The sequence below is a fragment of the Salipiger sp. PrR007 genome, assembly GCF_010499845.1.
GTDB lineage: Bacteria > Pseudomonadota > Alphaproteobacteria > Rhodobacterales > Rhodobacteraceae > Salipiger > Salipiger pacificus_A.
In genome coordinates, this window is sequence record NZ_JAAGOZ010000061.1 from 116,187 (window position 1) to 139,134 (window position 22,948).

The 22,948-nt window shown below is 66.2% G+C and carries 22 protein-coding genes; 15 read left to right on the forward strand and 7 right to left on the reverse strand.

Annotated elements, in window-relative coordinates:
- The first annotated feature begins 24 nt into the window (after window positions 1-24).
- Together G0Q01_RS21495 and G0Q01_RS21500 are read left to right on the forward strand one after the other, a co-directional pair.
- Window positions 25-1,041, forward strand: a complete 1,017-nt coding sequence (locus G0Q01_RS21495; protein ID WP_164197641.1) for a hypothetical protein — start codon at window positions 25-27, stop codon at window positions 1,039-1,041.
- A 91-nt stretch (window positions 1,042-1,132) separates the two neighbouring features.
- Entirely contained in the window at window positions 1,133-1,462 is a 330-nt protein-coding gene (locus G0Q01_RS21500; protein WP_108964367.1) for a DUF3775 domain-containing protein, read from the forward strand.
- A gap of 2 nt (window positions 1,463-1,464) precedes the next feature.
- On the opposite strand, the gene G0Q01_RS21505 is transcribed toward G0Q01_RS21500, so the two are convergent.
- Window positions 1,465-2,718: a DNA polymerase IV gene (locus G0Q01_RS21505; protein WP_164197642.1), complete on the reverse strand. Its 1,254-nt coding sequence runs from the start codon at window positions 2,716-2,718 to the stop codon at window positions 1,465-1,467.
- 75 nt (window positions 2,719-2,793) lie between these two features.
- Between G0Q01_RS21505 and G0Q01_RS21510 the strand changes: the two genes are divergently transcribed.
- Entirely contained in the window at window positions 2,794-3,195 is a 402-nt protein-coding gene (locus tag G0Q01_RS21510; protein WP_235940312.1) for an NUDIX domain-containing protein, read from the forward strand.
- A 30-nt stretch (window positions 3,196-3,225) separates the two neighbouring features.
- Here the strand turns inward: G0Q01_RS21510 and G0Q01_RS21515 are convergent, their stop codons facing one another.
- Window positions 3,226-3,534: a hypothetical protein gene (locus G0Q01_RS21515; RefSeq protein ID WP_164197643.1), complete on the reverse strand. Its 309-nt coding sequence runs from the start codon at window positions 3,532-3,534 to the stop codon at window positions 3,226-3,228.
- Between the two features lie 249 nt (window positions 3,535-3,783).
- Here G0Q01_RS21515 and G0Q01_RS21520 point away from each other — a divergent pair, with 249 nt between their 5' ends.
- Both G0Q01_RS21520 and G0Q01_RS21525 read left to right on the forward strand, forming a co-directional pair.
- The gene (locus G0Q01_RS21520; RefSeq protein ID WP_164197644.1) at window positions 3,784-4,680 is read left to right on the forward strand and encodes an SPFH domain-containing protein; all 897 of its coding nucleotides are present in this window, start codon (window positions 3,784-3,786) and stop codon (window positions 4,678-4,680) included.
- The gene (locus G0Q01_RS21525; RefSeq protein WP_108964362.1) at window positions 4,677-4,943 is read left to right on the forward strand and encodes a hypothetical protein; all 267 of its coding nucleotides are present in this window, start codon (window positions 4,677-4,679) and stop codon (window positions 4,941-4,943) included. The genes G0Q01_RS21520 and G0Q01_RS21525 overlap by 4 nt, the downstream gene beginning before the upstream one ends.
- Window positions 4,944-4,978: 35 nt before the next feature.
- Here the strand turns inward: G0Q01_RS21525 and trpS are convergent, their stop codons facing one another.
- The 3 genes from trpS to G0Q01_RS21540 form a co-directional block, all read right to left on the reverse strand.
- Window positions 4,979-5,980 (reverse strand): tryptophan--tRNA ligase, encoded by a 1,002-nt coding sequence (trpS, locus tag G0Q01_RS21530; RefSeq protein WP_370457331.1) that lies wholly within the window; start codon window positions 5,978-5,980, stop codon window positions 4,979-4,981.
- Window positions 5,981-6,232: 252 nt separating this feature from the next.
- Window positions 6,233-6,964, reverse strand: coding sequence for an orotidine-5'-phosphate decarboxylase (gene pyrF, locus G0Q01_RS21535; protein WP_108964361.1), 732 nt, complete (start codon window positions 6,962-6,964; stop codon window positions 6,233-6,235).
- Between the two features lie 126 nt (window positions 6,965-7,090).
- Window positions 7,091-9,340 carry a transglycosylase domain-containing protein gene (locus G0Q01_RS21540; RefSeq protein WP_164197645.1) on the reverse strand — a complete coding sequence of 750 codons (2,250 nt, stop codon included), beginning with the start codon at window positions 9,338-9,340 and terminating at the stop codon, window positions 7,091-7,093.
- 274 nt (window positions 9,341-9,614) lie between these two features.
- On the opposite strand from G0Q01_RS21540, the gene G0Q01_RS21545 reads away from it, so the two are divergent.
- A complete protein-coding gene (locus tag G0Q01_RS21545) occupies window positions 9,615-9,953 on the forward strand; it encodes a P-II family nitrogen regulator (RefSeq protein ID WP_066103691.1) in 339 nt (112 codons plus the stop codon).
- A 34-nt stretch (window positions 9,954-9,987) separates the two neighbouring features.
- Window positions 9,988-11,325 (forward strand): ammonium transporter, encoded by a 1,338-nt coding sequence (gene amt, locus G0Q01_RS21550; protein WP_164197646.1) that lies wholly within the window; start codon window positions 9,988-9,990, stop codon window positions 11,323-11,325.
- A gap of 272 nt (window positions 11,326-11,597) precedes the next feature.
- Here amt and G0Q01_RS21555 read toward each other — a convergent pair whose 3' ends face one another.
- Window positions 11,598-12,998, reverse strand: a complete 1,401-nt coding sequence (locus tag G0Q01_RS21555; protein ID WP_164197647.1) for an aspartate aminotransferase family protein — start codon at window positions 12,996-12,998, stop codon at window positions 11,598-11,600.
- A 105-nt stretch (window positions 12,999-13,103) separates the two neighbouring features.
- A complete protein-coding gene (locus tag G0Q01_RS21560) occupies window positions 13,104-13,757 on the reverse strand; it encodes a GntR family transcriptional regulator (RefSeq protein WP_164197648.1) in 654 nt (217 codons plus the stop codon).
- A 153-nt stretch (window positions 13,758-13,910) separates the two neighbouring features.
- Between G0Q01_RS21560 and G0Q01_RS21565 the strand changes: the two genes are divergently transcribed.
- The 8 genes from G0Q01_RS21565 (at window position 13,911) to G0Q01_RS21600 (ending at window position 22,890) form a co-directional block, all read left to right on the forward strand.
- Window positions 13,911-14,996: a polyamine ABC transporter substrate-binding protein gene (locus G0Q01_RS21565; protein WP_108967473.1), complete on the forward strand. Its 1,086-nt coding sequence runs from the start codon at window positions 13,911-13,913 to the stop codon at window positions 14,994-14,996.
- A 64-nt stretch (window positions 14,997-15,060) separates the two neighbouring features.
- On the forward strand, window positions 15,061-16,182 hold the full coding sequence (locus G0Q01_RS21570; protein ID WP_164197649.1) for an ABC transporter ATP-binding protein: 1,122 nt from the start codon (window positions 15,061-15,063) through the stop codon (window positions 16,180-16,182).
- Window positions 16,183-16,185: 3 nt separating this feature from the next.
- Window positions 16,186-17,076: an ABC transporter permease subunit gene (locus G0Q01_RS21575; RefSeq protein WP_108964355.1), complete on the forward strand. Its 891-nt coding sequence runs from the start codon at window positions 16,186-16,188 to the stop codon at window positions 17,074-17,076.
- A 70-nt stretch (window positions 17,077-17,146) separates the two neighbouring features.
- Window positions 17,147-17,965 (forward strand): ABC transporter permease, encoded by an 819-nt coding sequence (locus tag G0Q01_RS21580; RefSeq protein ID WP_108964354.1) that lies wholly within the window; start codon window positions 17,147-17,149, stop codon window positions 17,963-17,965.
- 13 nt (window positions 17,966-17,978) lie between these two features.
- The gene (locus G0Q01_RS21585; RefSeq protein WP_164197650.1) at window positions 17,979-19,301 is read left to right on the forward strand and encodes an FAD-binding oxidoreductase; all 1,323 of its coding nucleotides are present in this window, start codon (window positions 17,979-17,981) and stop codon (window positions 19,299-19,301) included.
- Window positions 19,302-19,496: 195 nt separating this feature from the next.
- Window positions 19,497-20,084, forward strand: coding sequence for an ANTAR domain-containing response regulator (locus G0Q01_RS21590; protein ID WP_108964352.1), 588 nt, complete (start codon window positions 19,497-19,499; stop codon window positions 20,082-20,084).
- On the forward strand, window positions 20,081-21,256 hold the full coding sequence (locus G0Q01_RS21595) for a CmpA/NrtA family ABC transporter substrate-binding protein (RefSeq protein WP_164197651.1): 1,176 nt from the start codon (window positions 20,081-20,083) through the stop codon (window positions 21,254-21,256). The genes G0Q01_RS21590 and G0Q01_RS21595 overlap by 4 nt, the downstream gene beginning before the upstream one ends.
- 272 nt (window positions 21,257-21,528) lie before the next feature.
- Window positions 21,529-22,890, forward strand: coding sequence for a CmpA/NrtA family ABC transporter substrate-binding protein (locus G0Q01_RS21600; RefSeq protein WP_164213849.1), 1,362 nt, complete (start codon window positions 21,529-21,531; stop codon window positions 22,888-22,890).
- Window positions 22,891-22,948: the final 58 nt, after the last annotated feature.

Genomic DNA, 22,948 nt, shown 5'->3' on the forward strand with positions numbered 1-22,948 from the left:
GACCGACTCGCCAAGGAAAATCGGATGCTTGCCCGCCTGACCGGCCTCGCGCTTGCGGCCCTTCTTGCAGTTCCCGGCCATGCCGCGGGCGACAAGACCGGTGTCGGGGTCAGCAGCATGATCCGCCCAGAGGCGAACTTTGGCCGCGGCGTGTCGATGACCATCTGGTATCCCGCGCAGACCGGCGGCGGCGCCTCGGAACTGGTCGGCCGCAACGCCGTCTTCGAAGGCACCCCCGCGCAGCGCGAGGCCTCGCCGCTTCCTGGAAAGCTGCCTCTGGTTCTTCTCTCGCACGGCGGGCGGCGCTCGTCCGAGCAGAGCGGCGCCTGGCTGGCCGCGCGGCTGGCCGAGGGTGGCTATATTGTCGCCGAGGTGAGCGGCCAGCGCCCGCGCGATCCGGCCACCGCGCTCGGCGAGATCTGGCGCCGCCCGGCGGAGCTGGGGCAGGCGCTCGACCTGCTGCTCAACGATCCCGACTGGCAGATGCGCATCGACGAGACCCGTGTGGCGGTCGCCGGCGTGGCGCTCGGCGGCACCGCGGCGATGATGCTGGCCGGCGGCATGATCGATGAGGGCGCCTATGCGCGCAATTGCTGGACGGCGCATCCCTCGACGGACTGCGAGTGGTTTGCCTCCGGCGGCATCGATCCCGCGAGTGTCGACCCGCAGGCCCTGACCCTGTCCCGACAGGATCCACGGGTGCGCGCGGTCCTGGCCATCGCGCCCGAGTATCTTGCCGAGTTTCGCGCCGCCAGCCTGGCCGAGCGCGGCGCCCAGATGACGATCTTCGGCCTCGACCAACCCGCCCCGGGCGAGGCACGTCTCGCCGCCCAGGCCGGCATCGAGGTGCTGCCGCTGGAGGGCGCCGATCTTTACGATCTCTTCGCCCTCTGCACCCCCGGCGGTGCCAAGCTGCTGGAAGAGGAAGGCGGCGATCCGGCGCTCTGCGGCAGCACCGCCGAGGAACGCAGCGCCGTGCACGAACAGCTCGCCGAGAGCGCGCTCGACGTGCTTGGCCGCGCGCTGCTGCTTCCCTACTGACCTTCCGTTCCCGTCCACGCGCTTCTTGTCGCAGATCAAGGTCGGGGTGTACGCTTCTCGCCATGGTGTGTGGGACGAAAGGAGACGCGCCATGGAAGAAATCAGCGTCCGCACGGTTGCCGCCGTGATCCTGATGGCCCGCGAGATTGATCGGGCCGAGGGCGAGTTGCGCGGCTTCATCGACCGCATGAGCGAAGAGGAACAGGCCGCGCTGGTCGCGGTGATGTGGATCGGCCGCGAGGCCTTCGACGCCGACGAATGGGGTGAGGCTTACCGCACCGCCCTCTCGGAAGCCTCCACCCCGACCGCCGACTACCTGATCGGCACGCCGCATCTGGCCGACAACCTCGAGGCCGGGCTGGAGGCGCTCGGCTATGATCCCGAGGACGAAGAGGACGAGCTGCTGAGCCGCGGCAGCTGAGCTCAGCGCAGCGCCCGGCCTTTGACGATCGCCGTATCGCCGAAGCGGGCGCGGATCGCATCCGTCGCCCGCTCCGCCGCCGCGCGCTTGCCGGCGTCCGGGTCCAGCAGATCGCCCCCACGGTCCGCCTGCTCGGAGCTCACAAGCTCGGATATCCCCGCCCCCAAAAGCCGCCATGGGCCCTGCCGCTCCAGCCCGTCGAGCATACCCCGGGCCACGCGGTAGATACGGTCCGCCATCTGCGTGGCATCGCCGAGTGACTGCCGCCGGGTGATCAGCTTGAAGTCCGACCGCTTGACCTTCAGCGTCACCACCCGCCCCGCCAGCGCCTTGGCCTTGGCCCTGTCCGCGACCTTCTCGCACATCCGCCACAGATGCCCGTCGAGCAGGTCGTGATCGCCGGTGTCCTCGTTGAAGGTGGTCTCGTTCGAAATCGACTTGATCGGCGCGTTGCGCATCACCCTCCGCGTGTCCTCACCCCGGGCGAGGTGGTAGAGCCGCTGCCCCATCGAGCCGAAGCGCGCGATCAGATCGCGCTGCTCCCAGCGCAGCAGGTCCTCGAAGATGCGGATTCCTGCGCGCTCCAGCGCCTCCTGCGAAGCCATGCCGACCCCCCAGATCATGCGTACCGACTTCGGGCGCAAAAACTCCGCCGTCTCCACCTTGCCGATCACCGAAAACCCGTGCGGCTTGTCGAGATCCGAGGCGATCTTGGCGAGGAACTTGTTGTGAGAAAGTCCGACAGATCCTGTCACGCCCAGCTCTTCGCGCATGCGCTTTACAAGCCGCGCCATCATTACCGCCGGCGGGTGACCATGCAGCCGAGCGGTGCCGGTGAGATCGAGAAAGGCCTCGTCCAGCGACAGCGGCTCGATGGAGGGGGTCAGCTCCTCCATCAGCGCGCGTATCTGCCGCGAGACCTCGACGTAAAGCTCCATCCGCGGCTTGATGACCACCGCGTCGGGGCAGAGCTTCAGCGCCTGGAACATCGGCATCGCTGAGCGCACGCCGCGAATGCGCGCGACATAACAGGCGGTCGAGACCACCCCGCGCTTGCCGCCTCCGACGATCACAGGCTTGTCGGCCAGTTCGGGATTTTCGCGTTTCTCCACCGTGGCGTAGAAGGCGTCGCAATCCATATGCGCGATCGAAAGGTCCCAAAGCTCGTCATGGCGCACGATCCGCGGGCGTCCGCAGTTCGGGCAGCGCGTTCCGTGTTCGAATTCGGCGAGGCAATCGCGGCAAAGCGCGGGCATGGGTGGCAATTCCGGCAACAGGTGTTACCTCGGCACTATAAGCCTTCCCCAGTAGCAGTGCCATTGCCCGGAGACATGATGGAATTCAGAGGCGCCAAGCTCATCCTCTTTCTCGGCAGCGATCTGCTGATCCTGCGGCGCGACCATACCGAAGGCATCCCTTGGCCCGGCTATCTCGACTTTCCCGGCGGCACACGCGAGCCCGGCGAGACCGGTCTCGAATGCGCTCTGCGTGAGACGGTCGAGGAGGTCGGGCTCGACCTTCCCCCCGGCGCGGTGAGCTGGGAGCAGCTGCACGACGGCCTGTGGTACTACGCGGCACATTTGCCCGCCGAACTCGCCCGCGACGTGGTTTGGGGCGGCGAGGGCGAAGGCTGGATGATGATGCCCCCCGAGGAGTTCATCTCCCGCGAGGATGCCATCCCGCATTTCCGCGCTGTACTGCGCCGCTACATGGAGAGCCACGCCGCCGAGTGACGGCATCAGCCCGCGCGCGGTGCCAAGATGTCAGGCTGCGCGGAACAGCGACAGCCAGCCCGGCCTCGCCCGCTGCAGCGCCACGTCGCGCGGGCGCCGCACCCTCTCCGACGGCAGGGGCGGCGTACGCGCCATCAGAGCGTCATTGCGATCGAGCAGCGCACGGGCGCGCGAGACGAGCACCTGCTCGGCAACGTCGGGCTGGGTGGTCACCGGTGCCTTGAAGCTGCTGGCCACACGGGTGCGCCCGGCGCTTGAATGAAAGGTCACAAGGGCTTCGAATTGTTCCTCGGCGGCGTTGTAGCGCATCTCGCCGATCTGTGTCTGCATCTCGGTCATGGCATGTCTCCTGTTGGGCAAGAAACGCAAACATCCGCCGCGCAGTTCCCCGCCCGGCCCGGCACGGTCCCGTGCAAACCCCGTGAGCGCTGTCTGCGCGTGCGCTTTCCAAGCCCCTTTCCCAGCGGCAGAGGCCGGGGCATAGTCGGCGCAAGGCGCTCTGTTCTGTGCGGAATTTTCGCGGGGACGAGGCGCAGCGGCGCCGGTCATGCGGCGGCCTAGCATGCAGGAAGGAAAAGGGGACGTGCAGTGAGCCTGGACGAGTTGTTGCTGGATCTCATAGGTGGAAATCTCGTGGTGTTATTGCTCGCGGGCTTCCTGGTTCTCTGCGTGCTGCTCGGCGTGCGCATCGTACCGCAATCCGAGAAACACGTGGTCGAGCGTTTCGGCCGACTGCGCGCGGTGCTCGGGCCGGGGATAAACTTCATCGTGCCCTTCCTCGACCGGGTGGCGCACAAGGTCTCGATCCTCGAGCGGCAACTGCCCAATGCCAGCCAGGATGCGATCACCGCCGATAACGTGCTGGTGCAGGTCGAGACCTCGGTCTTCTACCGCATCCTCGAGCCGGAGAAGACCGTCTACCGGATCCGCGACGTTGACGCCGCCATCGCCACCACTGTCGCCGGTATCGTCCGCGCCGAGATCGGCAAAATGGAGCTCGACGAAGTGCAGTCGAACCGAGCGGCGCTGATCTCCACCATCAAGGGCAATGTCGAGGACGCGGTAGACAACTGGGGGATCGAGGTGACGCGGGCCGAGATCCTCGACGTGAACCTCGACCAGCAGACCCGCGATGCCATGCTGCAGCAGCTCAACGCCGAGCGTGCCCGCCGCGCGCAGGTGACCGAGGCCGAGGGCCGCAAGCGCGCCGTCGAGCTGGCCGCCGACGCCGACCTCTACGCCACCGAGCAGGCGGCCAAAGCGCGCCGCGTCTCAGCCGAGGCCGAGGCCTATGCGACGCAGGTGGTGGCCGAGGCCATCGCCAAGAACGGGCTCGAGGCGGCGCAGTACCAGGTGGCCCTAAAGCAGGTCGAGGCATTGGTGGCGCTTGGTGCTGGGGACGGCAAACAGACCATCGTGCTGCCCGCAAATGCGCTCGACGCCTTCGCCGACGCCTTCACCCTGCTCACGGGACGCAAGCCATGATTCAGCTCTGGTGGGTCTGGATGGCGGCCGCCCTGGTCCTGCTGGTCCTCGAGGTGCTCAGCCCGGCCTATGTCTTTCTCGGCTTCGCCATCGGCGCGGGGGTGGTGGGTGTGCTGCTACTTTTCGGCCTTTCCACCGGCTGGCCAATGCTGCTCTTGATCTGCGCCGTGGTCGCCGCCCTCGCCTGGGCGCTGCTGCGGCGCGTCATGGGGGTGCGCAAGGGCCAGACCAAGGTCTGGACCCGCGACATCAACGAGGACTGAGGGGGGCCTCCCCCGCCCCTCACCCCCCACCTTGCTCAGAGCCGGAACAGCCCCAGCGCGTCCATCACCTCGCGCTTGGTCGCCTCGGTGACCTCGCGCGCGGCCTGTGTGCCCTCTGCAATGATCCGGTGCATCTGCGCAGGATCGGCGGCCGCCTCGGCCCGCCGCGCCCGAATCGGTGCCAGCAGCGCCTGCAGAAGGTCCTCGAGCCGCCGCTTCAGCACCGCATCGCCAAGCCCACCCCGGCGGTATTGGTCCTTCAGCGCCGCCACCTCGGCTTTCTCCGAGTCGAAGGCGTCGAGATACGTGAACACCACATTGCCCTCGACTTTGCCGGGGTCCTCCACCCGCAGGTGGCCCGGATCGGTGAACATGGCGCGCACCGCCCGGCTGATCTCGTCCTCCGAAGCGGACAGGGTGATCGCATTGCCGCCCGACTTGCTCATCTTGGCGCGCCCGTCGATACCCGGCAGGCGGCCTGCCTCGGGGATCAGCGCCTCTGCCTCCGGCACCACCTCACGCCCCGCCGCCGCGTTCACCCGGCGGGCGATCTCGTTGCATTGCTCGATCAGCGGCGCCTGGTCCTCGCCCACCGGCACCACGGTGGCCTTGAAGGCGGTGATGTCCGCGGCCTGCGCGGCGGGATAGCAGAGGAACCCGGCGGGAATGTCGCGGCCGAAGCCGCGGGCGCGGATCTCGTCCTTGATCGTCGGGTTGCGCTCGAGCCGGGCGACGGTGACGAAATTGAGGTAGAGCATCGACAGTTCGGCCAGCGCCGGCAGGTGCGACTGCAGGCAAATCGTTGTCTTGGCGGGGTCTATGCCGACGGCTAGATAATCGCAGGCGACTTCGAGCACGTTGCGCCGCACCTTGCCGATGTCATGGGCGTTGTCGGTCAACGCCTGCGTGTCGGCGAGCAACAGGAACTGTCGGTGCGTGTCCTGCAGCGCCAGCCGGTTCTTCAGCGAACCGGCGTAATGGCCGATGTGCAGCGGGCCGGTGGTGCGGTCGCCGGTGAGGATGACCGGCTTGGCCACAGCAGTCATGTCGGTCTCGGGGCGGGTCAGGGTGGTCTGGTCCATGGGGATCTCCTTGTCTGGACAGGAGGTCGCCGCATGGGGAAGTTGATGGGTATTTTCATCAAATAAGGCCGCCCGATGCGGCGGCCTCATTGGAAAACATGATACGTCGGGCCGCCTATGTCAGGCGGGCCACCAGAGAGTCGCAAGGGGCATCGGACGTATCATGTCGTCTGGTTAGCCCCCCGCGGGCCCCGGATCAAGCCCGGATCACCCCCTGTTCGGGCGCTGCGCCTGCGGCGAGGCCAGCTCTGCATTGATCGCCAGCGCCGCAGCGCGCGGCGAGGGCGCGCGCCAGACCGGCCGACCGACGACGATGTGATCGGCGCCCGCGGCAATGGCGCTGGCCGGAGTCGCGATCCGCTTCTGGTCGTCATCGGCGCTGCCCGCCGGGCGGACGCCGGGAGTGACGATGAGCTTTCCCTCGGCCTCGGGCAGCGCGCGGATACGGGCGGCCTCGTTGGGCGATGCGATGATGCCGTCGGCCCCGGCCTCGAAAGCACGGGCCGCGCGCTCCACCACCAGATCATCGATATCGCCGGGCAGGATCAGGCTGGCATCGAGATCGCCACGGTCGAGCGAGGTGAGGATGGTGACCGCAAGGATTTTCAGATCCTTGCCCGCGGCACCCTCCTTTGCGGCGCGCACCACATGCGGGTCGCCATGCACCGTGAGAAAGTCGAGATCGAACTGCGCGATGCCGCGCACCGCGTTCTCGACCGTCTGGCCGATGTCGAAGAACTTCATGTCGAGGAAGATGCGCTTGCCGTGCTCCTGCTTGAGCTCATTGGCCAGCGCCAGCCCGCCGCCCGTCAGCATGCCAAGACCGATCTTGTAGAAGGAGACGGCGTCACCGATCTCCTCGGCAATTCTCAGCCCCTCGAGGGCATTGGGCACGTCAAGGGCAACGATCAGGCGGTCGTCGGACACGGCTGCGGACATGGGGGCGTCTCCTTTTGCGGGATTTCGCCTCTCATGTCCGCGCCGGGCGCTCAGGTCAAGCCTAGGTGCAAAAGCGGTCGAGGGCTTTTGCGCCTTCGTTCGCAGGAAGGTGTCGCCCCCCGCGCGTCATCCGCCCCCGAGCAAGTCGCGGATGACCTGTTGGATGATGTTGTCGCGGCGCTGCCGCTCGGGCTGGCGTTGCGGCTGGGGCTGGGGCTGCGCCACCTGTCGCGGCGGCTCCGGCGCGATGGCGGGCAGTGGCTTGGCCTCGGTGCCCTCGGTGACGCGCAGCATGGTCTCGCGCCAGATTTCCGCCGGCAGACCGCCGCCGGTCACCCCGGTGAGCGGCGAGTTGTCGTCATTCCCCATCCAAACACCGACCACGTAATCGGCGGTGAAGCCGATGAACCAAGCGTCGCGCGCGTCATTCGAGGTGCCGGTCTTTCCCGCAACCTCGCGGTCAGGCAGTTTTGCCCGCCCGCCGGTGCCACCATTGACCACATCCTCCATCATCCAGATCAACTGGCCGGCCGCCTCGGGCTGGATCACCCGCTCGCGGATGCCGCCGCCGGTGCCCATGAGCACTTCGTCGTCGCCCTTCAGCCGTAGGTCGACCAGCCCGTAGGGGGTCACCGCCGAACCGCCGTTGAGGATGCCCGCATAGGCACCGGTCATCTCGAGCAGCGACGCCTCGGAGGTGCCAAGCGCCATGGCCGGCGAGCTGTTCACCTCGGATTTGATGCCGAAGCCCGTGGCCACCTTGGCAACGAGGTCGCGCCCGACGGATTCCGAGATCTTCACCGCCGGGATGTTCAGCGAATGCGCCAGGGCATCGGTCAGCGTGACCTTACCCTTGTAGTTCCTCGAGTAGTTCTGCGGGCACCATTGTCCCGATCCCGGCACGTTCATGCAGAAGGGCTCGTCCACAACGGTATCATAGGGCGAATGGCCCAGCTCGAGCGCCGTGGCGTAGATGAAAGGCTTGAACGCCGATCCGGTTTGGCGCTTGGCCTGTGTCGCCCGGTTGAACACCCCCGACACGCCGGTCTTGCGCCCGCCGACCATGGCGCGGACAGCACCATCCGCAGACATGACGACGATCGCCGCCTGCGCCTTCGAGCCTTCCTTGACCTTGTTGGCGTAGACCTCGTTCATCGCGTCCTCGGCCGCCTTCTGCAGCTTCGGATCAAGCGTGGTGCGGATCACCACGTCTTCCATCGTGTCGCGGGTGAAATATTCCGGCCCGGTCGACATCACCCAGTCGGCGAAATACCCGCCGGTCTTGCTTTGTGCCTCCTCCGAGAGGGTCGCGGGATGCGCCTGCGCCTGCTGCTCTTCGGCGGCGCTAAGGTAGCCCTGGTCGCGCATCAGCCGCAGCACCGTCGCGGCGCGGTTTTGCGAGCGCTCGAGATCGCTGGTCGGCGCCAGGGTCGAGGGCGCGGTCAACAGCCCGGCCAGCATCGCCGACTCCTGCGGGCTGAGCGTGGCCGAATGCTTGCCGAAATAGCGCTCTGCCGCGGCCTCTGCACCGTAGGCACCGCCGCCCATGTAGGCGCGGTTGAGGTAGATCGAGAGGATCTCGTCCTTGGTGTATTTCAGCTCCATCGCCATGGCGTAGAGCGCTTCCTTGCCCTTGCGCGCCAGCGAGGACTCGCGGCAGTCGGCCACGTAGTCGGCCTCGGACTTCCAGACCTTGGGGTCATACTCGACGCCAATGCAGAGCAGCTTGGCGGTCTGCTGGGTGATCGTCGAGCCGCCATGGCCCGAGAGCGGCCCCCGCCCCTCGGCAAGGTTGATACGGACGGCGCTGGCCACACCGCGCGGCGAGACGCCGAAATGGTGGTAGAAGCGCTTGTCCTCGGTGGCAATCACCGCGTTCTTGAGGTGCTTGGACACGCTGGTCGCGGTGACCGCACCGCCAAACTGGTCGCCACGCCAAGCAAAGATGGCGCCATTGCGGTCGATCAGCGTGACCGAACCGCGCGCGCGCCCGTCCAGCAGTTCGGTAACCGGTGGCAGCTTTGTATAGAAATAGCCCACCCCGAGGGCGAGAAGGAGCGCCACCACCGCGGTCACCCGCCACGTGATGCGCCAGACGATGCTCAGCATGAAAGACACGACGCCCAACACGAAGGCGACGAGAAAGTTCCGCTTCTTCGCCGGTCGGCGCGCAGGTTTGCGCGGCGCGGTGCGGCGGCGTCCCTGTGTGCTTCCATGTTTGCCGCCGTGACCGCTGCCATTTCCTGAGCCGCTTCCGCCTCCGGAGACGGGTTTCCCCTGTCCCTTGCTCGTCGGTTTTCGATTGCCCGTTGGGCCACCATTGGGATAGCGGCGATCGGCCACCAGACGGCCTTTGCCGCGCCCTGAATCACTCATTTTGCCCTGCCCGGCCTATCTGCGTTTTGGGGGAGGATAACGGCTTTGCGGCCTGATGTTGACCGAGAAACGGTCACATATTTGTCTTTTTGGATGGCCTAAATTTTAATCAATTAGCGTTTTTCTGCCTGATTTGTGACCTCCATAGGAGGGCATCCGGAGGGGCACAAGGGGCTTTCCCTTCCCATGTCGCGCGGGCAGCGGCTTTCTGCCCATGCACAAACGAGGAGATGCGGTGCGCAGCTGCGAGCCGCACGAACCGAAAGGGACCAAGGTGAAACTGATCATTGCAACGATCAAGCCGTTCAAGCTCGAGGAGGTGCGCGAGGCGCTCACCGCAATCGGCGTGCGCGGCATGATGGTCACGGAAATCAAGGGCTTCGGCTCGCAGTCCGGTCACACGGAAATCTATCGCGGCGCCGAATACGCGGTGAACTTCGTTCCGAAGATCAAACTCGAGATCGTGGTCGCCGGCTCCATGGCCGACCAAGTGGTCGAGACGATCACCAGCACCGCTCAGACCGGCAAGATCGGTGACGGCAAGATTTTCGTGCTCGACGTGCAGCAGGCCGTTCGCGTGCGGACGGGCGAGACCAACGCGGACGCGCTCTGAGAGCTGCGGAACGACAGATAGGGACAAGAAAGACATGAAACTTCTCAAGACGCTGGCTCCGGTCGCCGCGCTGATTGCGCTGCCGAGCCTCGGCCTCGCCCAGGACGAAGGTCCTGTGGCCGGGGTGAATGCCTCGACCGACTCGGTGTTCATCTTCAACTCGCTGCTGTTCCTCATCGGCGGTTTCCTGGTGTTCTGGATGGCTGCGGGCTTTGCGATGCTCGAGGCCGGCCTTGTGCGCTCCAAGAACGTCACCATGCAGCTGATGAAGAACGTCGCGCTCTTCTCCTTCGCCGCGATCTTCTACTACCTGATCGGCTACAACCTGATGTACCCGCTCGGAACCTGGTCGATTGACGGCGTTCTGTCGGGCGTCTGGGGCACCGCGGTTCTCGAAGCCGTGGGCGTGACCGCCGACGCCGCCGACGACTACGGCTACGCCTCGACCGGCTCTGACTTCTTCTTCCAGCTGATGTTCTGCGCCACCACCGCCTCCATCGTTTCGGGCACCCTGGCGGAGCGCATCAAGCTCTGGCCCTTCATGGTCTTCATCGTTGTGCTGACCGCGATCATCTACCCGCTCCAGGCGTCCTGGAAATGGGGCGGCGGCTTCCTCGACGCGGCAGGTTTCCTCGACTTCGCAGGCTCGACCGTCGTGCACTCCGTGGGTGGCTGGGCCGCTCTGGCTGGCGCGCTGCTGCTCGGGCCGCGGATCGGCAAGTACAAGGATGGCCGCGTGACGCCGTTCCCGGGCTCGAACCTGGCGCTCGCAACCCTCGGCACGTTCATCCTCTGGCTCGGCTGGTTCGGCTTCAACGGCGCATCGCAGCTTGCCATGGGCACTGTGGGTGACGTCGCCGACATCAGCCGCATCTTCGCAAACACCAATGCCGCAGCCGCAGGCGGTGCCGTGGCCGCGATGATCCTGACCCAGCTTCTCTACAAGAAGCCCGACCTCACCATGGTGCTGAACGGCGCGCTGGCTGGCCTCGTGTCGATCACCGCAGAGCCGCTGACCCCGACGCTTGGCGCAGCCACGATCATCGGCGCAATCGGCGGTATCCTCGTGGTCTTCGCGGTTCCGTTCCTCGACAAGATCAAGATCGACGACGTGGTCGGCGCCATCCCGGTGCACCTGATCTGTGGCATCTGGGGGACCATCGCGGTGGCCTTCACCAACCCCGATGCCTCCTTCGGCACCCAGATCTACGGCATCGTCGTGGTCGGCATCTTCACCTTCGTGGTGTCGCTGGTCCTGTGGTTCCTCCTCAAGATGATCTTCGGCATCCGCGTATCGGAAGAAGACGAGATCAACGGGCTCGACATGGCCGAACTGGGCATGGAGGCATACCCGGAGTTCTCCAAGGGCTGATTTCCTCCTTCCTATCAGCTTTTGACCAACTGGCCCGGGCGCTTGCGCCCGGGTTTTTTCGTGTCCCGGGGACTGGCGGCGCTGCCGTGGCGTTCCGCCAGCCAAGACCGTCGCACGGCCCGGCCCGGTTGGACGCGCGGCCACCCCTCGGGTATTTCCGCCTGGAAGAACCGAAAAGGCCGGGAGCATGCGCGCTCCCGGCCTTTCCTACGGCATCAAGTGTCCCGGGGCTCAGCCCGGAGGGCAAGGACGCAGCGCCCCCTCTTCCGTGCTCAGCGGGTGCCGGCCTTCATCAGGCCCTGCGCCTTGAGCTCGGCATGCGCCTCGTCCAGCGCCTTCCAGGCGCGCGAGATCATCACGTCGATCTCTTCCTTCGAGATCACCAGCGGCGGCGAGATGATCATCCGGTCGTAGACGTGGCGCATGATCAGGTTGTTGGCAAAGCAGCGCTCGCGGGTGATGTAGCCGGCGGTGCCCGCCTCGGCGGCGAAGGGCGCGCGCGCCGATTTGTCCGGGGTCAGCGCGATCGAGCCCATCATGCCGGCGATCTTCGCCTCGCCGACCAGCGGGTGGTCGGTGAGGCTCTCGAACTTCGCCTTGAGGTAGGGGCCGGTCTCCTCGCGCACCCGCTCGACGATCTTCTCTTCCTCGAGGATGCGCAGGTTCTCCAGCGCCACGGCGCAGGCCACCGGGTGGCCCGAGTAGGTATAGCCGTGGTTGAACTCGGTCTTGGCGATCACGCTCGCGACCTCGTCCGAGAGGATCGAACCGCCGATCGGCTGGTAGCCGGAGCTGAGGCCCTTGGCGATGGTCATGATGTCGGGCTCGATGCCCATGGTCTGCGAGCCGAACCAGTTGCCGGTGCGCCCAAAGCCGCAGATCACCTCGTCGGCGATCAGCAGGATGCCGTATTTCTTCACGATGCGGGTGATTTCCGGCCAGTAGGTCTCGGGCGGGATGATGACGCCGCCAGCGCCCTGGATGGGTTCCGCGATGAAGGCGCCGACGCGGTGCGGGCCGATCTCCTCGATCGCCGCTTCCAGCTGGCGGGCGCGCTCGAGGCCGAACTCCTCGGGAGACATGTCCCCGCCCTCGGCGTACCAATGTGGCTGGTCGATGTGATGGATGCCGGGAATGGGCAGGCCACCCTGCGCGTGCATGCCCTTCATCCCGCCGAGCGAGCCCGAGCCCACCGAGGAGCCGTGGTAGCCGTTCCAGCGGCTGATGATCACGTCGCGCTCGGGCTGGCCTTTCTCGGCCCAGTAGGTGCGCACGAGGCGGATATTGGTGTCATTCGCCTCGGAGCCCGACGATGCGTAGAACACCGTGTTCAGATCGCCCGGCGCCAGCTCGGCGATCTTGGCCGAGAGCTGGATCACCGGCACGTGGGTCGTCATGAAGAAGGTGTTATAATAGGGCAGCTCTTCCATCTGGCGGGCGGCGGCCTGCGCCAGTTCCGTGCGCCCGTAGCCGGCGTTCACGCACCACAGGCCGGCCATGCCGTCGAGGATGCGTTCGCCTTCGCTGTCGGTCAGCCAGCACCCCTCGGCGCGAGTGATGACCCGTGCGCCGCGGCGCGCGAGATCCGAGCCCGTGGTGAAGGGGTGCATGTGATGCGCCGCATCCAGAGCCTGCAGCTCGGAGGTCGGCGAGTTCACGGAGATGAGCGTCATGGCGGACACCTTTCGATTGTTCGGGTCGACTGTTCGGAAAGCTGCCGCCGATAATATGATCAAATTATTCCGCGTCAATCGCCCTCGCGCGATCCGCCCCTCGAATCAGGCCAGTCCCTCGCGGATCTGGGTCATGCCCTGAACCACGTCACCTTCCATTGCGTCAGCCGCCGCCTCGGCATCGCCATGCTGCAGCGCCGTGAGAAGATCCTTGTGACGGTCCGGTAGGTTGCGCGTGCCGAACATGCCGCAGACCACCCGCAGCGAAGGTCCGAAGCGCAGCCAGAGCCCCTCGACCAGTTCGGTCAGGATCGGCGCATCCGCAATGGCGTTGAGTTCGGCGTGGAAGCGGTGATTCTCTTCGAGATAGCCGCGCACGTCGCCGCGCGCGATGGCGTGGTCGAGCCGCGCATCGGTGTCGCGCAGCCGGGCAATGTCCTCGGGGGAACAGCGCTCGGCGGCGCGGCGGGCGAGCTGCGGTTCAAGCGCGACACGGGCCAGCAGGAGTTGCTCCACCGCCTCCGCGTCAAGCACCGGCACCATGATCCGGCGGTTGCCGCGAAAGGCCAGCGCCCCTTCCGAGATCATCCGGCGCAGCGCTTCGCGCACCGGGGTCATCCCCGCGCCGAGCTGTTCGACGAGCCCCTGGATGGTCACCGCCTGCCCCGGCTCCAGTTCGCCGAAGAGCACCATCTCGCGCAGACGCCGGTAAACCTGTTCATGGACCGGGGGGCCCGCGCCTTCTGCCCGAACATTCATCGGTTGCCTTTCATTTGATCACTTCTGCCGCCACGTTATCTTGCACGCTGTTGCGGCTCGTGGAAACATCCGAGATGTTGCCAAGAGATGCAACATTTGATCAAATTCGGGGAACCGGGGCGTCGAAGACCCCGCAACCAACGGGAGCACATGATGAAGACATCTCTTCTCACTTTCACCGCGGGCCTTGCGCTTGCGGCCGCCTCGGCCCAGGCCGAAGAAGTCCGCGTCTACAACTGGTCCGACTACATCGACGAATCGCTGCTCGAGAAATTCGAGCAGGAGACCGGCATCGACCTGATCTACGACGTTTTCGACAGCAACGAGGTCCTCGAGACCAAGATGCTCGCCGGCGGCTCGGGCTATGACGTGGTCGTCCCCACCGGCACCTTCCTGCAGCGGCAGATTGCGGCGGGCTCGTTCCAGAAGCTCGATAAGTCGAAGCTGCCGAACCTCGAGAACATGTGGGACGTGATCTCCGAGCGGACCTCCAAATACGACCCCGGCAACGACTACGCGATCAACTACATGTGGGGCACCACCGGCCTTGGCGTGAACGTGCCCAAGGTGCAGGAAATCCTCGGCGAAGACGCCCCGATCGACAGCTGGGATCTGGTGTTCAAGCCGGAGAACATGGAAAAGCTGGCAGACTGCGGCGTCTACTTCCTCGACGCGCCCTCCGAGATGATCCCGGCCGCGCTGAAGTACATCGGCGAGGAACCGGACAGCCACGATCCTGACGTGATCGCCAAGGCAGAGCCGGTCTACATGGCCATCCGCCCCTACATCCGCAAGTTCCACTCCTCCGAGTACATCAACGCGCTGGCCAACGGCGAGATCTGTGTGGCCGTGGGCTGGTCGGGTGACATCCTGCAGGCGCGCGACCGTGCTGCCGAGGCCGAGAACGGCGTCGAGGTGGCCTATAACGCGCCCAAGGAAGGCGCGCAGATGTGGTTCGACGAAATGGCCATCCCGGTTGACGCACCGAACCCGGACGGCGCTCACAAGTTCCTGAACTTCATCATGGATCCCGAGAACATGGCGGCGGCGTCGAACTACGTCTACTACGCCAACGGCAACAAGGCCTCGCAGGAGTTCCTGGCCGAGGACGTGATCGGCGACCCGGCGATCTACCCGTCGGAAGAAGCGCTGAACAACCTCTTCACCACCACGCCCTATGAGCCGAAGGTGCAGCGCGTGGTCACCCGCCTCTGGACCAAGATCAAGTCCGGCTCCTGAGCCTGACACATCCGGCCCGCCTCTCCCCGAGGGGCGGGCCATTTTCATGACAGGATCCCTCCGTATGGCTCAGACCGCCTTCGAACCCTGGACCGACCCGGACCAGAAACCGATCATCGAGTTTCGCAACGTCACCAAGAAGTTCGGCGACTTCACCGCGATCCACGATCTATCGCTGAACATCTACGAACGCGAGTTCTTCGCCCTTCTTGGCCCGTCGGGCTGCGGCAAGACCACGATGATGCGGATGCTCGCGGGCTTCGAGACGGCCACCTCCGGACACATCTTCCTGTCAGGCAAGGACATCGGCCACGTGCCGCCGAACCAGCGCCCGGTGAACATGATGTTCCAGAGCTACGCGCTCTTCCCGCATCTGTCGGTCTGGGACAACATCGCCTTCGGCCTGCGCCGCGAGAGCAAGGACAAGGCCTTCATCGGCGACCGCGTCGAGGAGATGCTGCGCCTCACCCGCCTCACCAAGTTCGCCAGGCGCAAGCCGCACCAGATTTCCGGTGGCCAGCGCCAGCGCGTCGCGCTGGCCCGCTCGCTCGCCAAGGCGCCGAAGCTGCTGCTGCTCGATGAGCCGCTCGGCGCACTCGACAGGAAACTGCGCGAGCAGACCCAGTTCGAGCTGATGGACATCCAGGAAAAGACCGGCACTACCTTCGTCATCGTCACCCATGACCAGGAAGAGGCGATGACGGTCGCCTCGCGCATCGCGGTGATGGACGAGGGCAACCTCGTGCAGGTCGCCACCCCGGCCGAGATCTACGAGGCGCCGAACTCGGTCTACGTGGCCGACTTCATCGGCGACGTGAACATCATCGAGGGGCGCGCCACCCAGCCCGGCACCAAGACCGGCATCGCCTGGGCCGAGGGTCAGCCGCCGATCCTCGCCACGCCCGCGAAAAGCGTCGAGGCCGGCCAGAGCGTGCATTTCGCCATCCGCCCCGAGAAGGTCACCATCGACGTCGAGAAGCCCGACCGCCCCAACACCTTCCGCGGCAAGGTCATCGACATCGCCTATCTCGGCAACATCTCGACCTACCACGTCGAACTCGCCGGCGGTAAGATGATCAAGGCGCAGATGGTCAATGCCCGCCGCCTCGCCAACCGCCCGATCACCTGGGAAGACGAGGTCTGGGTCGGCTTCACCGACACCGCCGGTGTTGTGCTCGAGGAGTAAGCCATGCGCCGCCTCACCCTCATCGCGATCCCCTACCTGTGGCTCTTGGCGCTGTTCCTGGTGCCCTTCCTGATCGTCCTGAAGATCTCGCTCTCTGACATCGCGCTGGCCCGACCGCCCTACACGCCGCAGCTCGATTTCGCCGCCGGCTGGGAAGGGCTGAAGACCTTCTTCTCCGAGCTCGACTTCGAGAATTTCACCTTCCTGACCACCGACGATCTCTACTGGAAGGCCTACCTCAGCTCGCTGAAGATCGCCGCGATCTCGACCTTTCTGACGCTGCTGGTCGGCTACCCGGTGGCCTACGCCATGGCCCGCGCCCCCGAGGAATGGCGCCCGACCCTGCTGATGCTGGTAATCCTGCCGTTCTGGACCTCCTTCCTGATCCGCGTCTACTCGTGGATGGGAATCCTGTCGAACGAGGGTGTCCTCAATCAGCTGCTGCTGTGGCTCGGGATCATCGACACGCCGCTGCAGATCATGAACACCACCACCGCCGTCTACATCGGCGTGGTCTACACCTACCTGCCCTTCATGATCCTGCCGATCTACTCGGCGCTGGAAAAGCTCGACGGCTCGCTGCTCGAGGCAGCCGAGGATCTCGGCTGCTCGCGCTTCGCGGCCTTCTGGCTGGTCACCTGGCCGCTGTCGCGCAACGGCATCATCGCCGGCTGTTTCCTGGTGTTCATCCCCACCATCGGCGAATTCGTCATCCCCTCGCTGCTTGGCGGGTCCGACACGCTGATGATCGGCAAGGTGCTTTGGGAAGAGTTCTTCTCGAACCGAGACTGGCCGGTGGCGAGCGCCGTGGCCGTGGTGCTGCTGTTGATCCTGATCATCCCGATCATCCTCTTCCAGCGCAACGAACAGAAGCAGCGGGAGGCCGAAGGATGAGCGCCGCCCCCTTCTTCTCTTTCCAAATACGCACCCGCCGCACCGCCGGCCGCACCAAGGGAGGCCGGGCATGAGACGCTTCAGCTGGTTCAACACGGTCTCGCTGACCCTCGGCTTCGCCTTCCTCTACCTGCCGATGGTGCTGCTGGTCTTCTACAGCTTCAACGAAAGCCGTCTCGTCACCGTCTGGGCGGGTTTCTCGACCAAATGGTACGGCGAGCTCCTGCGCGATCAGGCCTTCCTCGACGCCGCGTGGGTGACGCTGAAGGTGGCGGTCTTTTCCTCGACCCTCGCCACGATCCTCGGCACAATGGCCGCCTACGTTCTGGTCCGTGCCGGGCGCTTCCACGGGCGCACGCTGTTCTCGGGGATGATCTACGCGCCTCTGGTGATGCCCGAGGTGATCACCGGCCTCGCGCTGCTGCTGCTCTTCATCGGCATCAATCTCGACCGCGGCGTCTTCACCATCGTGCTGGCGCATACCACCTTCTCCATGTGTTACGTCTCGGTGGTGGTCTCCTCGCGGCTGACCACCTTCGACCGCTCGCTGGAAGAGGCGGCGCTGGATCTCGGCTGCTCGTCCTTCGAGGCCTTCCGGTTGGTCACCCTGCCGATCATCGCACCTGCGGTGATCTCGGGCTGGCTGCTCGCCTTCACCCTGTCGCTCGACGATCTGGTGATCGCCAGCTTCACCACCGGCCCCTCGGCCACGACCCTGCCGATCAAGATCTTCTCGGCGGTGCGCCTCGGCGTCAGCCCGCAGATCAACGCGCTCTCGACGATCATGATTGCCATCGTGACCATCGGGGTCATCACCGCCTCGATCCTGACCAAGCGGGCGGCGGTGGCGCAAAAGCGTGACGAACAGGCGGCCATCCGCGCCGAGTAACCGAAAGACAGCCATGCAACGCATATACGAAGCTGCGGCCTACGGGCCGCAGGGCGCCTGCTTCTGGGCCGACACCGTGCCGCCGATGGACTGGGCCGCGCCGAGCGCTCCGCGCCACGTCGAAGTGGCGGTGATCGGCGGCGGCTTCACCGGGCTTTCCGCCGCGCTGCATCTCGCGCAGGACGGCGTCGAAGTGGCGGTGCTCGAGGCCGACCACCCCGGTTTCGGCGCTTCCGGGCGCAACGGCGGCTTCTGCTGTCTCGGTGGCGCCAAGGCGCCCCATGCGCTGCTGCGAAAGCGGTTCGGCGAGGAGGGCCTGCGCGCCTGGTGCCAGACCGAGCGCGCCGCCATCGACACCGCGGCTGGCCTCATCTCTGCGTACGGCATCGCGGCCGACACCCATTCCGAAGGCGAGACGCTGCTCGCCCATACGCCCCGCGCATGGGCGTCTTTAAAGACCGACGCCGAGACGATGCCCGCGCTCTACGGCGTCACACCCCGGCTCACCCCGCAGGAGGGCTTGGCCGCCGAGGGGCTCGGCGGGCCCTTCTACGGCGCCATGACCACACCGCTCGGCTTCGCGCTGAACCCGCGCAAGTACCACGCCGGCCTCGCCCGCGCCGCCCAGACAAAGGGCGCCACGCTGCACGGGCACAGCCCGGTCACCGCGCTGCGCCGAGAGGGCGGCAAATGGAACCTCAGCACGCCGCAGGCGACGCTCACGGCGGACCGCGTGATTCTCGCCACCAATGGCTACTCGTCCGAGGACCTTCCCGACTGGCTGCGGGGGCGCTACATGCCGGTGCAGTCGAGTGTCATCGTCACCGAGCCGCTCACCGAGATGCAGCGCGCCGCCGCAGGCTGGACCTCGCGCCAGATGGCCTATGACACCCGCCAGCTGCTGCACTATTTCCGCCTGCTGCCCGACAACCGCTTCCTCTTTGGCATGCGCGGCGGGCTTACCGCCACGCCCCGTGCGCAAAGGGCGATCAGCGCGAGGATCCGCCGCGAGTTCCACGCCATGTTCCCCGCCTGGAGGGACGTGACGATCAGCCACGAATGGGCCGGCCTCGTCTGCCTGATGGCGCGGCTTACCCCTTTCGTCGGTGCGGTCCCCGATCACCCGGGGCTTTTCGCCGGCATGGGCTTTCACGGCAACGGCGTCGCCATGGGCAGCCACGCCGGCCTGATGCTGGCCGATCTCGTGCAGGGCAAATCCCCCCGCACCCCCTATCCCGTGGCGCTGCAGACGCCGCCGAGCCGCTTCCCCCTTGGCCGATTCCGCCGCGCCCTGCTCGCCCCCGCCTATCTCGGCGCCGCGCTCTTCGATCTCTGACTCGCTGCGTTTTCTAGGCGGCGCTATTCGCCGGGGGTGGGCGCCGTGCGCGACGCGGGCAGTGCCCTCGCGGCCCCGTCGCTGACAGACCCGCGGCGCCCAACCGCCCAATATTTCATCGGCTGCCCATTTCATACCACCTTCCGCGCGTGCGCCAGCTTTACAACCCCCGCGCCGGCGTGGCCGATAGGAGCCATGTCCTCCGCCTCACTCTCCATCGCCATCGTGGAAACCGACCGGGAACGCGCCCTGCTGATCCAGCAGAGCCTGCGCGAAGCCGGCGAGTTCGACATCCACGTCGTTTCGGAAATCCCCGGCCTTGCCCGGCGCATCCAGCAGCTCAGCCCCGACGTGGTGCTGATCGATCTGGAAAGCCCCTCGCGCGATATGCTCGAGGAGCTGGCGCTCGCCTCCGGCCCGCTCGAGCGCCCGGTCGCGATGTTCGTCGACCGCTCCGGCGACGGGCTCACCGACGCGGCGATCGAGGCGGGGGTTTCGGCCTATGTGGTCGACGGGCTGACGCCGCAGCGGGTGAAGCCGGTGCTTGACGCCGCCATCGCCCGCTTCCGCATGTTCCAGCGGATGCGCACCGAACTGGCCGAGACCAAGCGCGCGCTCGAAGAGCGCAAGGTGATCGACCGCGCCAAGGGCATGCTGATGAAGGCCAGAGGCGTCGGCGAGGACGAGGCCTATGCGCTCTTGCGCAAGGCCGCGATGGACCAGGGCAAGCGTGTCGCCGACGTGGCGCAAGCGCTGGTGACCGCGGCGGGGCTGCTGGGATGAAGACCACCACGCTGTCTGTCGGGTTCATTCCCCTCACCGATTCCGCGCCGCTGATCATCGCGCAGGAGATGGGCTATGCCGCCGAGGAAGGCATCGCCCTCGACCTCAAGCGCGCCCCCTCGTGGTCGAGCCTGCGCGACATGCTCAGTTTCGGGCGGGTGGATGCCGCCCACATGCTCTCGCCGGTGCCGGTGGCGAGCGCGCTGGGTCTTGGCGGCGCCGGTGTGCCGCTCTCGGCGGTTTCGGTGCTCTCGGTCAATGGCAATGTCATCGGCGTCAGCAACGCACTGGCCGAGAAGCTGCGGGCGCAAGGCCACGACTTCGGCTTCGACGACGCCCGCGCCGCGGGCGAGGCGTTGATCGCCGCCACCGACGAAACCTTGCGCATCGGTGTGCCCTTCCCCTTCTCGATGCATGCCGAGTTGCTCTACTACTGGCTTTCCGCCCTTGGCCTGTCGGTGCCCGAGGCGCTGCAGGTGCGCACCGTTCCGCCGCCGCTCATGGCCGATGCTCTGGAGGCGGGCGAGATCGACGCTTTCTGCGTCGGCGAGCCCTGGGGCAGCATCGCGGTAGAAAACGGTGTCGGCGCGCTCTTGCTGCCGGGCACCGCGATCTGGTCCTTCGCCCCGGAAAAGGTACTGGCGATCCGCAGCGACTGGGCCGAGACCGAGCAGTCCTTGCTGAGCCGGCTGATCCGCGCCACCTGGCGCGCCGGCCGCTGGCTCGCGGAGCCCGCCTCGCGCTCGCTCGCCTCCGAGATCCTCAGCCGCCCCGACTATCTCGGCCTGCCCGCCGAGGTGCTCGACCGGGCGCTCACCGGGCGCATGGTCATCTCGGCGCAGGGCGAGGAGCGGCAGGTCCCGCGGATGCTCGAATTCCACGACGGCGCCGCCACCTTCCCCTGGCGCAGCCAGGCCGAATGGATCGGCCGCCAGCTTGCCGCCCGCGCGCGGCTCGACCCCGAGGCCGCGGCTGGGGCCGCCCGAGCCACCTTCCGCTCGGACCTGCATCGCGCCGCGCTGGCCGGAACCAGCGCCGATCTGCCCGGCGCCTCGTCGAAGCTCGAGGGAAGCCTGACTACAAGGCTCCCCGTCGCCTCGGAATCAGGCCGGCTGTTTCTCGGCCCTGACGAATTCTTCGATGGCCGCATTTTTGAGCCGCGCGGAGGCTGATGCCGCGATTTTGCGCATGCAGCAAGGAGGCTGCGCAAAATACCCTGACTCCAGCGCAGGAATAGGGATTTCCCTTTGATCCACGGTCTCCACTGAGGCACACAGAGTCTCACGGTCAGGCAATGGCGCCCGACCCGAAGATTTCTCCCAATGCCTGGGATCCATGAGCAAAGCCGCTCGACCCCGTGACATCCGTCACGGTGAGTCAGCGGCTTTTTGTCTTGGTCCGGGCGCATCCCATTCCGGACCTTCCAACAAGGGACGGAACGAACATGAAGAAACTTCTCATCGCTCTCGCCACCTCCACCGCGCTGATCTCCCCGGCCATGGCCCAGGAGCTGGAAAAGGACGAGCTGACCTTCGGCTTCATCAAGCTGACCGACATGGCGCCGCTCGCGGTAGCCTACGAGCAGGGTTACTTCCTCGACGAGGGGCTCTTTGTCACGCTCGAGGCGCAGGCCAACTGGAAGGTGCTGCTCGACGGGGTGATCGGCGGCACCCTCGATGGCGCCCACATGCTGGCTGGCCAGCCGCTCGCCGCCACCATCGGCTATGGCACCGAGGCGCATATCATCACGCCCTTCTCGATGGACCTGAACGGCAACGGCATCACCGTGTCGAACGAGGTCTGGGAGATGATGAAGCCGAACATCCCGGAAACCGACGCCGGTCTGCCGCAGCACCCGATCAGCGCCGAGGCGCTGGTGCCGGTGGTCGAGAAGTTCAACTCCGAGGGCAAGCCTTTCAACATGGGCATGGTGTTCCCCGTCTCGACCCACAATTACGAGCTGCGCTACTGGCTCGCCGCCGGCGGCTTGAACCCGGGCTTCTATTCCCCGGAGAACATCTCGGGCCAGATCGGCGCCGACGTCATGCTCTCGGTCACCCCGCCGCCGCAGATGCCCGCCACGCTCGAGGCCGGCACCATTTCGGGCTACTGCGTGGGCGAGCCCTGGAACCAGCAGGCGGTGTTCAAGGGCATCGGCGTGCCGGTGATCACCGACTACGAGCTGTGGAAGAACAACCCTGAGAAGGTCTTCGGCATCACCGCCGAGTTCGCCGAGGAAAACCCCAACACCACCAAGGCCGTGGTCAAGGCGCTGATCCGTGCTGCCATGTGGCTCGACGAGAATGACAACGCCAACCGCATGGAAGCGGTGCAGATGCTGTCGAAGCCGGAATACGTGGGCGCCGACGCCGAGGTGATCGCAAACTCGATGACCGGCACCTTCGAGTATGAGAAGGGCGACGTGCGCGAGGTGCCGGACTTCAACGTCTTTTTCCGGCACAACGCCACCTACCCCTACTACTCGGATGCCGTCTGGTACCTCACGCAGATGCGCCGGTGGGGCCAGATCGCCGAAGCCAAGCCCGACAGCTGGTACGACGAGGTGGCGAAGTCGGTCTACAAGCCGGAGATCTACCTCGAGGCCGCCCGCGCGCTGGTCGACGAGGGGCTGGCCAAAGAGGCCGACTTCGATTGGGCCAGTGACGGCTACAAGGCGCCGACCCCGTCCGAGGACATCATCGACGGCATCGCCTACGACGGCAAGGCGCCCAATGCCTATCTCGAGAGCCTGCCGATCGGCCTGAAGGGCGACCAGAAGGTCATCGGCAACGAAGTCCAGGGCTGACCCCGCCTGCCCCCCTCTGGGCCGGGCGCCACGCGTCCGCCCCCCCCTCCCTCTTCCT

Coding starts and splice junctions, on each gene's coding strand:
- G0Q01_RS21495 (WP_164197641.1), top strand. CDS start 25: ATGCTTGCCCGCCTGACCGGCCTCGCGCTTGCGGCCCTTCTTGCAGTT.
- amt (WP_164197646.1), top strand. CDS start 9,988: ATGAAACTTCTCAAGACGCTGGCTCCGGTCGCCGCGCTGATTGCGCTG.
- G0Q01_RS21565 (WP_108967473.1), top strand. CDS start 13,911: ATGAAGACATCTCTTCTCACTTTCACCGCGGGCCTTGCGCTTGCGGCC.
- G0Q01_RS21540 (WP_164197645.1), bottom strand. CDS start 9,340: ATGAGTGATTCAGGGCGCGGCAAAGGCCGTCTGGTGGCCGATCGCCGC.
- G0Q01_RS21585 (WP_164197650.1), top strand. CDS start 17,979: ATGCAACGCATATACGAAGCTGCGGCCTACGGGCCGCAGGGCGCCTGC.
- pyrF (WP_108964361.1), bottom strand. CDS start 6,964: ATGTCCGCAGCCGTGTCCGACGACCGCCTGATCGTTGCCCTTGACGTG.
- G0Q01_RS21595 (WP_164197651.1), top strand. CDS start 20,081: ATGAAGACCACCACGCTGTCTGTCGGGTTCATTCCCCTCACCGATTCC.
- G0Q01_RS21500 (WP_108964367.1), top strand. CDS start 1,133: ATGGAAGAAATCAGCGTCCGCACGGTTGCCGCCGTGATCCTGATGGCC.
- G0Q01_RS21600 (WP_164213849.1), top strand. CDS start 21,529: ATGAAGAAACTTCTCATCGCTCTCGCCACCTCCACCGCGCTGATCTCC.
- G0Q01_RS21590 (WP_108964352.1), top strand. CDS start 19,497: ATGTCCTCCGCCTCACTCTCCATCGCCATCGTGGAAACCGACCGGGAA.
- G0Q01_RS21570 (WP_164197649.1), top strand. CDS start 15,061: ATGGCTCAGACCGCCTTCGAACCCTGGACCGACCCGGACCAGAAACCG.
- G0Q01_RS21505 (WP_164197642.1), bottom strand. CDS start 2,718: ATGCCCGCGCTTTGCCGCGATTGCCTCGCCGAATTCGAACACGGAACG.
- G0Q01_RS21555 (WP_164197647.1), bottom strand. CDS start 12,998: ATGACGCTCATCTCCGTGAACTCGCCGACCTCCGAGCTGCAGGCTCTG.
- G0Q01_RS21525 (WP_108964362.1), top strand. CDS start 4,677: ATGATTCAGCTCTGGTGGGTCTGGATGGCGGCCGCCCTGGTCCTGCTG.
- G0Q01_RS21510 (WP_235940312.1), top strand. CDS start 2,794: ATGATGGAATTCAGAGGCGCCAAGCTCATCCTCTTTCTCGGCAGCGAT.
- G0Q01_RS21560 (WP_164197648.1), bottom strand. CDS start 13,757: ATGAATGTTCGGGCAGAAGGCGCGGGCCCCCCGGTCCATGAACAGGTT.
- G0Q01_RS21580 (WP_108964354.1), top strand. CDS start 17,147: ATGAGACGCTTCAGCTGGTTCAACACGGTCTCGCTGACCCTCGGCTTC.
- G0Q01_RS21575 (WP_108964355.1), top strand. CDS start 16,186: ATGCGCCGCCTCACCCTCATCGCGATCCCCTACCTGTGGCTCTTGGCG.
- G0Q01_RS21515 (WP_164197643.1), bottom strand. CDS start 3,534: ATGACCGAGATGCAGACACAGATCGGCGAGATGCGCTACAACGCCGCC.